Below are 6,177 nucleotides of genomic sequence, written 5' to 3'. Positions count from 1 at the left end.
CGCCACTACCGGATAAAGAAAAACGCCGCCCTGGGGCGGCGTTTTCCGTTCTGCTTATTTACCGCCCAACCGCTCCCACAGGAAACTATAGGCCAGCGCCGACATGTGTGCGGCCTGCGCGTTGTTGGCTGCGCCGCCGTGGCCACCTTCGATATTCTCGTAGTAGGTCACGTCCTTGCCGGCGTCGATCATCTTCGCCGCCATCTTGCGGGCGTGGCCCGGATGCACGCGGTCATCGCGGGTGGAGGTGGTGAACAGCACCGGCGGGTAGTTCTTCTTCGCGTTGAACAGGTGGTACGGCGAGAAGGTCTTGATGAACTCCCAGTCGCTGGTATCCGGGTTGCCGTACTCGGCCATCCACGAGGCACCGGCCAGCAGATGGCTGTAGCGCTTCATGTCCAGCAGCGGCACCTGCACCACTACCGCACCGAACAGCTCCGGATACTGGGTGAGCATGTTGCCGGTCAGCAGGCCACCGTTGCTGCCGCCCTGCACGCCCAAGTGCTTGGCGCTGGTGATCTTGCGCTTGACCAGATCGCGTGCCACTGCGGCCATGTCTTCATAGGCCTTGTGGCGGTTCTGCTTCAGCGCCGCCTGGTGCCAGCGCGGGCCATACTCGCCACCGCCACGGATGTTGGCGACCACGTACACGCCGCCCTTGTCCAGCCAGGCGCGGCCCATGCCACCCGAATAGCTCGGGGTCAGTGAGATCTCGAAGCCACCGTAGCCGTACAGCAGGGTCGGGTTGGAACCATCGAGCTTCATCGCCTTGTCGTGCACCACGAAGTACGGCACGCGGGTGCCGTCCTTGCTGGTGGCGAAGTGCTGCTCGATCACCTTGCCCTTGGCATCGAAGAAGGCCGGCATGGTCTTCAGCGTTTCCGGTGCCTGGCCTATTTCAGCCAGCGCCAGCGTGGTCGGGGTCAGGTAGTCGGTGGCGGTCAGCCACACCGCGTCGCTGTCATTGCTGTCGACCGCGGCCACGCCCAGCGTGCCGAAGGCCGGCGCACCGACGAAGCGGCTGGTCTGCCAGCCATTGGCGCCTGGGGTCAGCACCGACAGGCGGTTCTTGACGTCGTCCAGCACGTTCAGCACCAGGTGGCTCCTGGTCCAGGTGGCGCTGGCCAGCGAGGTGGTCGCGGTAGGGGTGAACAGCACGTCGAATTCGCGCTTGCCAGCCAGGAAGTCGTCCAGCTTGGTCGCCAGCAGCGAACCGGACGCATAGGTCTTGCCACCGACGGTCCACGGATCACGCAGTTCCAGGGTCAGCCACTGCTTGTGCAGGCCCTTCTCGGCCGAGTTCGGCGCGTCGATCTTGGTCAGCGTGCCATCGTCGCCACGCAGATAGATCTCGTTGTTGTAGAACGCCAGCGTGCGGCTGACCAGGTTGCGTTCGAAGCCCGGGGTGTCATCGTGCATCGCCGCGATGTACATGTCTTCCGGCTTGCCTTCATAGACCACGCTGGCCGAGGCCATCGGCGTGCCGCGCTTCCAAAGCTTGGCCACGCGCGGGTAGCCGGAGGTGGTCATCGAGCCGGCACCGAAGTCGGTGTAGACGAACACGGTGTCGCGATCGATCCAGTTCAGGCCGCCCTTCGACTCGGGACGGAAGAAGCCGTCCTTGATCCAGGTCTTGTTGGCCAGATCGAACTCGCGGGTGACGTCGGCATCGGCACCGCCGCGCGACAGCGCGATCAGGCAGCGGCTGTAGTCCGGGCGCAGGCAGTCGGCACCGTGCCAGACCCAGTTCTCACCCTCGGCCTTGTTCAGCGCGTCCAGGTCGAGCACGGTCTCCCACTGCGGTGAGGCCTTGCGGTACTCGGCCAGGGTGGTGCGCCGCCACAGGCCGCGCTCGTGCTGCTGGTCCTTCCAGAAGTTGTAATAGTAGTCGCCGATCTTCTGCACGCCGGGAATCTTGGCGTCCGAATCGAGCACCTCGCGGATGCTGGTCTCCATCTGCTTGAAGGCCGGGGTCTGCGCCAGGCGCGCCTCGGACTTGGCATTCTGTTCCTTGACCCAGGACAGCGGCTTGTCGCCGATGACGTCCTCGAGCCAAGCGTAGCGATCGGTGTCTTCAGCGGCCACGGCGGTCCCCACCGAGGCAGCGGTCATCATGCCGGCCAGCAGGCAGGCGGAAGCGAGTCGAGACATTGCAGCTCCAGGCAGTCATAAGCCGTGGAACGCTAACATGGATCGCCGCAGCCGCCCCCGTGTCGAAGGTCAGGCCGTGGCCGTAGTGCCGCGACGGCGGCGGGGCGTGCCACCGGTGCGACGACGCGCCTGTCCACCGGTGCGACGGGCCAGCCGCAGCCACGACAGGCGCGACACAGGAAAGCGCAGCAGCGCCCACCAGGCCACCAGTGGCATGCCCACCAGCCACATCGGCAGCCAGCCCAGCCAGGCGTTGCTGCCACGCGCGGCTGGCCAGACCAGTACCAGGGCCAGCCCGGCCAGGGCAACCTGCCGCACGCTGCGCAGCAGGCGCGGATCGGCGCGCACGAAGATGTCGCGTTCAGTTGCAGGGCGACGGACGGCACGTGCGTTCATTGGGCTTCTCCGGTGGACAATGCAACACAGCTTGGGCAAGGCCCTTCTCACAGGTTGCGACACCATTGACGGATCGCGTGCACACAGTCGACCATGCGCGTGCAAGCCCACTGGAGCCCGCTCCCGCATGACTTCGATCCGCCCGCTCTGCGCCATGCTGCTGGCCCTGTCCCTGGCGGGCCCCGCCGTGGCCGCCAGCGAGCCGCCATCGCCCCGTGCCAGCGCCCCGGGTGCGGCTGCGCTGGACGCACCGATCGACCTGAAGCGCTTCATGGGCACCTGGTATGTGATCGGCCGCGTGCCGAACTTCATCGAACGCGGCCATGTCGCCAGCGTCAACGAGTACGAGCTGCGCGACACGCACAAGGTCGGCATCACCTACCGCTACCGCGATGGCTTTGGCGAACCGTTGCAGGAAGTGCGTGCCCGCGCCAGCGTCGACCCGGACAGCGGCAACCACGGCTGGCGTACCTGGTTCTACCGTGTGGTACCGACCCATTCGCGCGTGCTGGAAGTCGCGCCGGATTATTCCTGGGCGCTGATCGGCTATCCCGGTCGTGAGATGGCCTGGATCTTCTCGCGCACCCCGGACATGGACAAGGCCCTGTACAAGGAGCTGGCCGAACGCCTGCGCGACGAGTACGGCGTGAACACCGACAAGCTCAAGCGCGTGCCGCAGCACCCGGAGCAGGTCGGGAAGCTGGGTTACGAAGTACCGAACGTGCGCTGATCGCGCTTGGGATTGCCGGCTAGCGGCCGGCACTACCCCAACGAGATGCCGGGCGCCGCCCGGCATTCTGTTATTTGCGGCTGTAATGCGCGACCAGGCGGTCGCCGAGCATCTGCAGCAGCTGCACCAGCACCAGCAGCAGGACCACCGTGACCAGGGCCACGTCGGTATGCGAGCGCTGGTAGCCATCGCGGAACGCCAGGTCGCCCAGGCCACCGGAACCGATCGCGCCGCCCATCGCGGTGAAACCAATCAGCGCCACCGTGGTGACCGTCGCACCGGCGATCAGGCCCGGGCGCGCTTCCGGCAGCAACACGCGGGTGACCAGCTGCCAGGTGGTGGCGCCCATCGCCTGGGTCGCCTCGATCACTCCCCGGTCGACTTCACGCAGCGCGGTCTCGACCAGGCGCGCGTAGAACGGCGCGGCACCAATCACCAGCGGCACGATCGCACCACGCACGCCCAGGGAGGTTCCCATCAGGAACAGCGTGACCGGGATCAGCACGATCATCAGGATGATGAAAGGCACCGAACGCAGCAGGTTCACCACCAGCGCAAGCACGCCATAGGCGAACGGACGGCGCTTCATCTGCGGTGCGCCAAACAGGTACAGCAGCACGCCCAAGGGCAAGCCGATGGCCAGGGTCAGCGGTAGAGAACCCAGCAGCATCAGCAGCGTGTCGATGGTGGCCTGGCCGATGTCGGCCCATTTGCCCGCATCCAGGTGGCGGAAGAAGCCGCCGGCAGTGGCGATGATCATCGACGCAGTTCCTCAACGTGCACGCCGGCAGCCACGAACGCGGCCTGCGCGGCGGACTGGTCACCGCCCACCAGGGCGACCACCAGCTGGCCATACGGGGTGTCCTTGATCCGGTCGATACGGCCGGACAGGATGTTGTAGTCGACGCCGGTCTGCCGCGCGACGCTGCCGAGCAACGGCTCGTAGGTGTCGCCGCCCAGGAAGGTCAGGCGCACGATGCGGCCCCCGACTGCGTCGAAATCGCGGTGCAGCGTCCCCTCGTCCACATGCTCCGATTCGCTGACGAAACGGCGCGTGGTCGGGTGCTGCGGATGCAGGAACACGCGGGTGACTGGCCCGGTTTCGACCATCTGGCCGGCATCGAGCACGGCGACGCGGTCGCAGACACGGCGGATCACATCCATCTCGTGGGTGATCAGCACGATGGTCAGGCCCAGCTCGCGATTGATCTTCGACAGCAACGACAGCACCGATGCGGTGGTCTGCGGGTCGAGCGCACTGGTGGCTTCATCGCACAGCAGGATCTGCGGACGCGTTGCCAGCGCACGGGCGATGCCCACGCGCTGCTTCTGGCCACCGGACAGCTGCGCCGGGTACTTGTGCGCATGCGCTTCCAGGCCGACGGTCTGCAGCAGCTCGGCCACGCGCGCATCGATCTCCGCCTTCGGCGTACCCGCCAGCTCCAGCGGGAAAGCCACGTTGCCGGAAACCGTGCGCGAGGACAGCAGGTTGAAGTGCTGGAAAATCATGCCGATGCGCCGGCGCAGTGCGCGCAGGCCATCCGCGTCCAGCGCAGTGACATCCTCGCCACCGATCAACAGGCGGCCACCGCTGGGTTCCTCCAGGCGGTTGATCATGCGGATCAGGGTCGACTTGCCGGCGCCGGAATGGCCGATGATGCCGAATACCTCGCCGGCCTCGATGGTCAGGTCCAGCGGTTGCAGTGCGCTGACTTCGCGACCGGCAACGGCATAGGATTTGTGCAGGCGCTGGAACTCGATCACGGGCGTGGCTCACCGGCTGGGTGACGGAAGGGGGCGTGCAGCCTACCAGCGCCAGCGCTCGCGCGCCCGCGCCTTGAGCCGGAATATTATTCCTTTTGGTTCTAAGACGCGGCTCTCCCCGGTAGTGCCGGCCGCTGGCCGGCACCTGCGGCGGTCCCCCCGGTGCAATGGGTTGCCGGCCWGCGACCGGCACTACCCCACGATCAGGGGTGGTCGAGTGGTTTCGGCGGCTGCACCCGGTTCAGGCGTTCCCGGTGCAGCAGGTACAGGCCCGAGGCGACGATGATCGCGGCCCCCACCCAGGTATAGCCGTCCGGCAGTTGGCCCCAGAAAGCCAGGTCCCAGCCGATCACCCAGACCAGGCCGCTGTACTCCAGCGGCGCGATCATCGACGCCTCACCCAGCTGGAAGGCCCTGGTCAGCGCGATCTGGCCCAGCGCCCCGGCCAGGCCCATACCGGCGATCAGCGGCGCATGCGCCAACTGCAGCGGCACCCAGCCAGGAATGGCCAGCAGGCCCGCGCCGATCGCCATGATGACCAGGAACCAGACCACCATCGATTGCGAGGTATCGGTGCGGGTCAACAGGCTGACCGTGATCGCCGCCACGGCATAGGCGGTGGCGGCGGCCAGTACCATCAGGCCTGGCACCGAAATGAAGCCGTCCACGCCCGGTCGCAGCACCACCAGCACGCCGATCAGGCCGATGCCGATGGCCACCCAGCGCCGCGGCCCGACGCGTTCACCCAGCAGTGGCACCGACAGCGCGGCGATCAGCAGCGGCGCAACGAAATAGATGGTGTAGGCGGTGGACAGCGGCAGGTCGCGCAGGGCGAACACGAAGCAGCCGATCATCGCCATGCCCAGTCCGCCACGCAGCAGGTGCAGCCCCCAGCGCCGCGGAATCAGCGAGCGCGGGCCGGCACTGACCAGCACCCAGACCAGCACGAACGGCAGCGAGGCCGCGCCGCGCAGGAAGGTTACTTCCAGCGTGGGATAACTGGCCGACAGCTGCTTCATGCCAGCGTCCATCAGCGAGAAGCAGGCGACCGCAGCGACCATCCAGGCCACCGCGCGCGAAGGGGAGCGTTGCACGTTCATGGCCCATTATCGCCCGGTCGCTGCCTTCTGTAGAGC

The 6,177-nt window shown here is 66.8% G+C and carries 6 protein-coding genes; 1 reads left to right on the top strand and 5 read right to left on the bottom strand.

The annotated features are described in order from the left end of the window. Positions 1 to 54: 54 nt before the first annotated feature. Both D7Y61_RS22255 and D7Y61_RS22250 read right to left on the bottom strand, forming a co-directional pair. The gene (locus D7Y61_RS22255) at positions 55 to 2,151 is read right to left on the bottom strand and encodes a prolyl oligopeptidase family serine peptidase (RefSeq protein ID WP_180869368.1); all 2,097 of its coding nucleotides are present in this window, start codon (positions 2,149 to 2,151) and stop codon (positions 55 to 57) included. 69 nt (positions 2,152 to 2,220) lie between these two features. Beyond that, a complete protein-coding gene (locus tag D7Y61_RS22250; protein WP_180869367.1) occupies positions 2,221 to 2,547 on the bottom strand; it encodes a hypothetical protein in 327 nt (108 codons plus the stop codon). 127 nt (positions 2,548 to 2,674) lie between these two features. Between D7Y61_RS22250 and D7Y61_RS22245 the strand changes: the two genes are divergently transcribed. Beyond that, the gene (locus tag D7Y61_RS22245; protein WP_180869365.1) at positions 2,675 to 3,277 is read left to right on the top strand and encodes a lipocalin family protein; all 603 of its coding nucleotides are present in this window, start codon (positions 2,675 to 2,677) and stop codon (positions 3,275 to 3,277) included. 70 nt (positions 3,278 to 3,347) lie between these two features. Here the strand turns inward: D7Y61_RS22245 and D7Y61_RS22240 are convergent, their stop codons facing one another. From D7Y61_RS22240 to D7Y61_RS22230, 3 genes are all read right to left on the bottom strand, one after another. Next, complete coding sequence (locus D7Y61_RS22240; RefSeq protein ID WP_014038544.1) at positions 3,348 to 4,037, bottom strand: methionine ABC transporter permease; 690 nt, start codon at positions 4,035 to 4,037, stop codon at positions 3,348 to 3,350. Further along, positions 4,034 to 5,041 (bottom strand): ATP-binding cassette domain-containing protein, encoded by a 1,008-nt coding sequence (locus tag D7Y61_RS22235; RefSeq protein ID WP_180869363.1) that lies wholly within the window; start codon positions 5,039 to 5,041, stop codon positions 4,034 to 4,036. Before D7Y61_RS22235 ends, D7Y61_RS22240 begins: the two co-directional genes overlap by 4 nt. A 203-nt stretch (positions 5,042 to 5,244) precedes the next feature. Then, positions 5,245 to 6,141, bottom strand: a complete 897-nt coding sequence (locus D7Y61_RS22230) for a DMT family transporter (RefSeq protein WP_180869362.1) — start codon at positions 6,139 to 6,141, stop codon at positions 5,245 to 5,247. Positions 6,142 to 6,177 lie beyond the last annotated feature (36 nt).

The sequence above is a fragment of the Stenotrophomonas maltophilia genome (genome assembly GCF_013464485.1).
GTDB classification, from domain to species: Bacteria; Pseudomonadota; Gammaproteobacteria; order Xanthomonadales; family Xanthomonadaceae; genus Stenotrophomonas; species Stenotrophomonas maltophilia_AW.
The sequence above is the reverse complement of the archived record's forward strand: the minus strand, read 5'-3'. Positions and strand labels throughout refer to the sequence as shown.

Excerpts from the sequence above, each read along its gene's own strand:
- D7Y61_RS22255 (WP_180869368.1), bottom strand. The coding sequence starts at position 2,151 with ATGTCTCGACTCGCTTCCGCCTGCCTGCTGGCCGGCATGATGACCGCT.
- D7Y61_RS22240 (WP_014038544.1), bottom strand. The coding sequence starts at position 4,037 with ATGATCATCGCCACTGCCGGCGGCTTCTTCCGCCACCTGGATGCGGGC.
- D7Y61_RS22245 (WP_180869365.1), top strand. The coding sequence starts at position 2,675 with ATGACTTCGATCCGCCCGCTCTGCGCCATGCTGCTGGCCCTGTCCCTG.
- D7Y61_RS22230 (WP_180869362.1), bottom strand. The coding sequence starts at position 6,141 with ATGAACGTGCAACGCTCCCCTTCGCGCGCGGTGGCCTGGATGGTCGCT.
- D7Y61_RS22250 (WP_180869367.1), bottom strand. The coding sequence starts at position 2,547 with ATGAACGCACGTGCCGTCCGTCGCCCTGCAACTGAACGCGACATCTTC.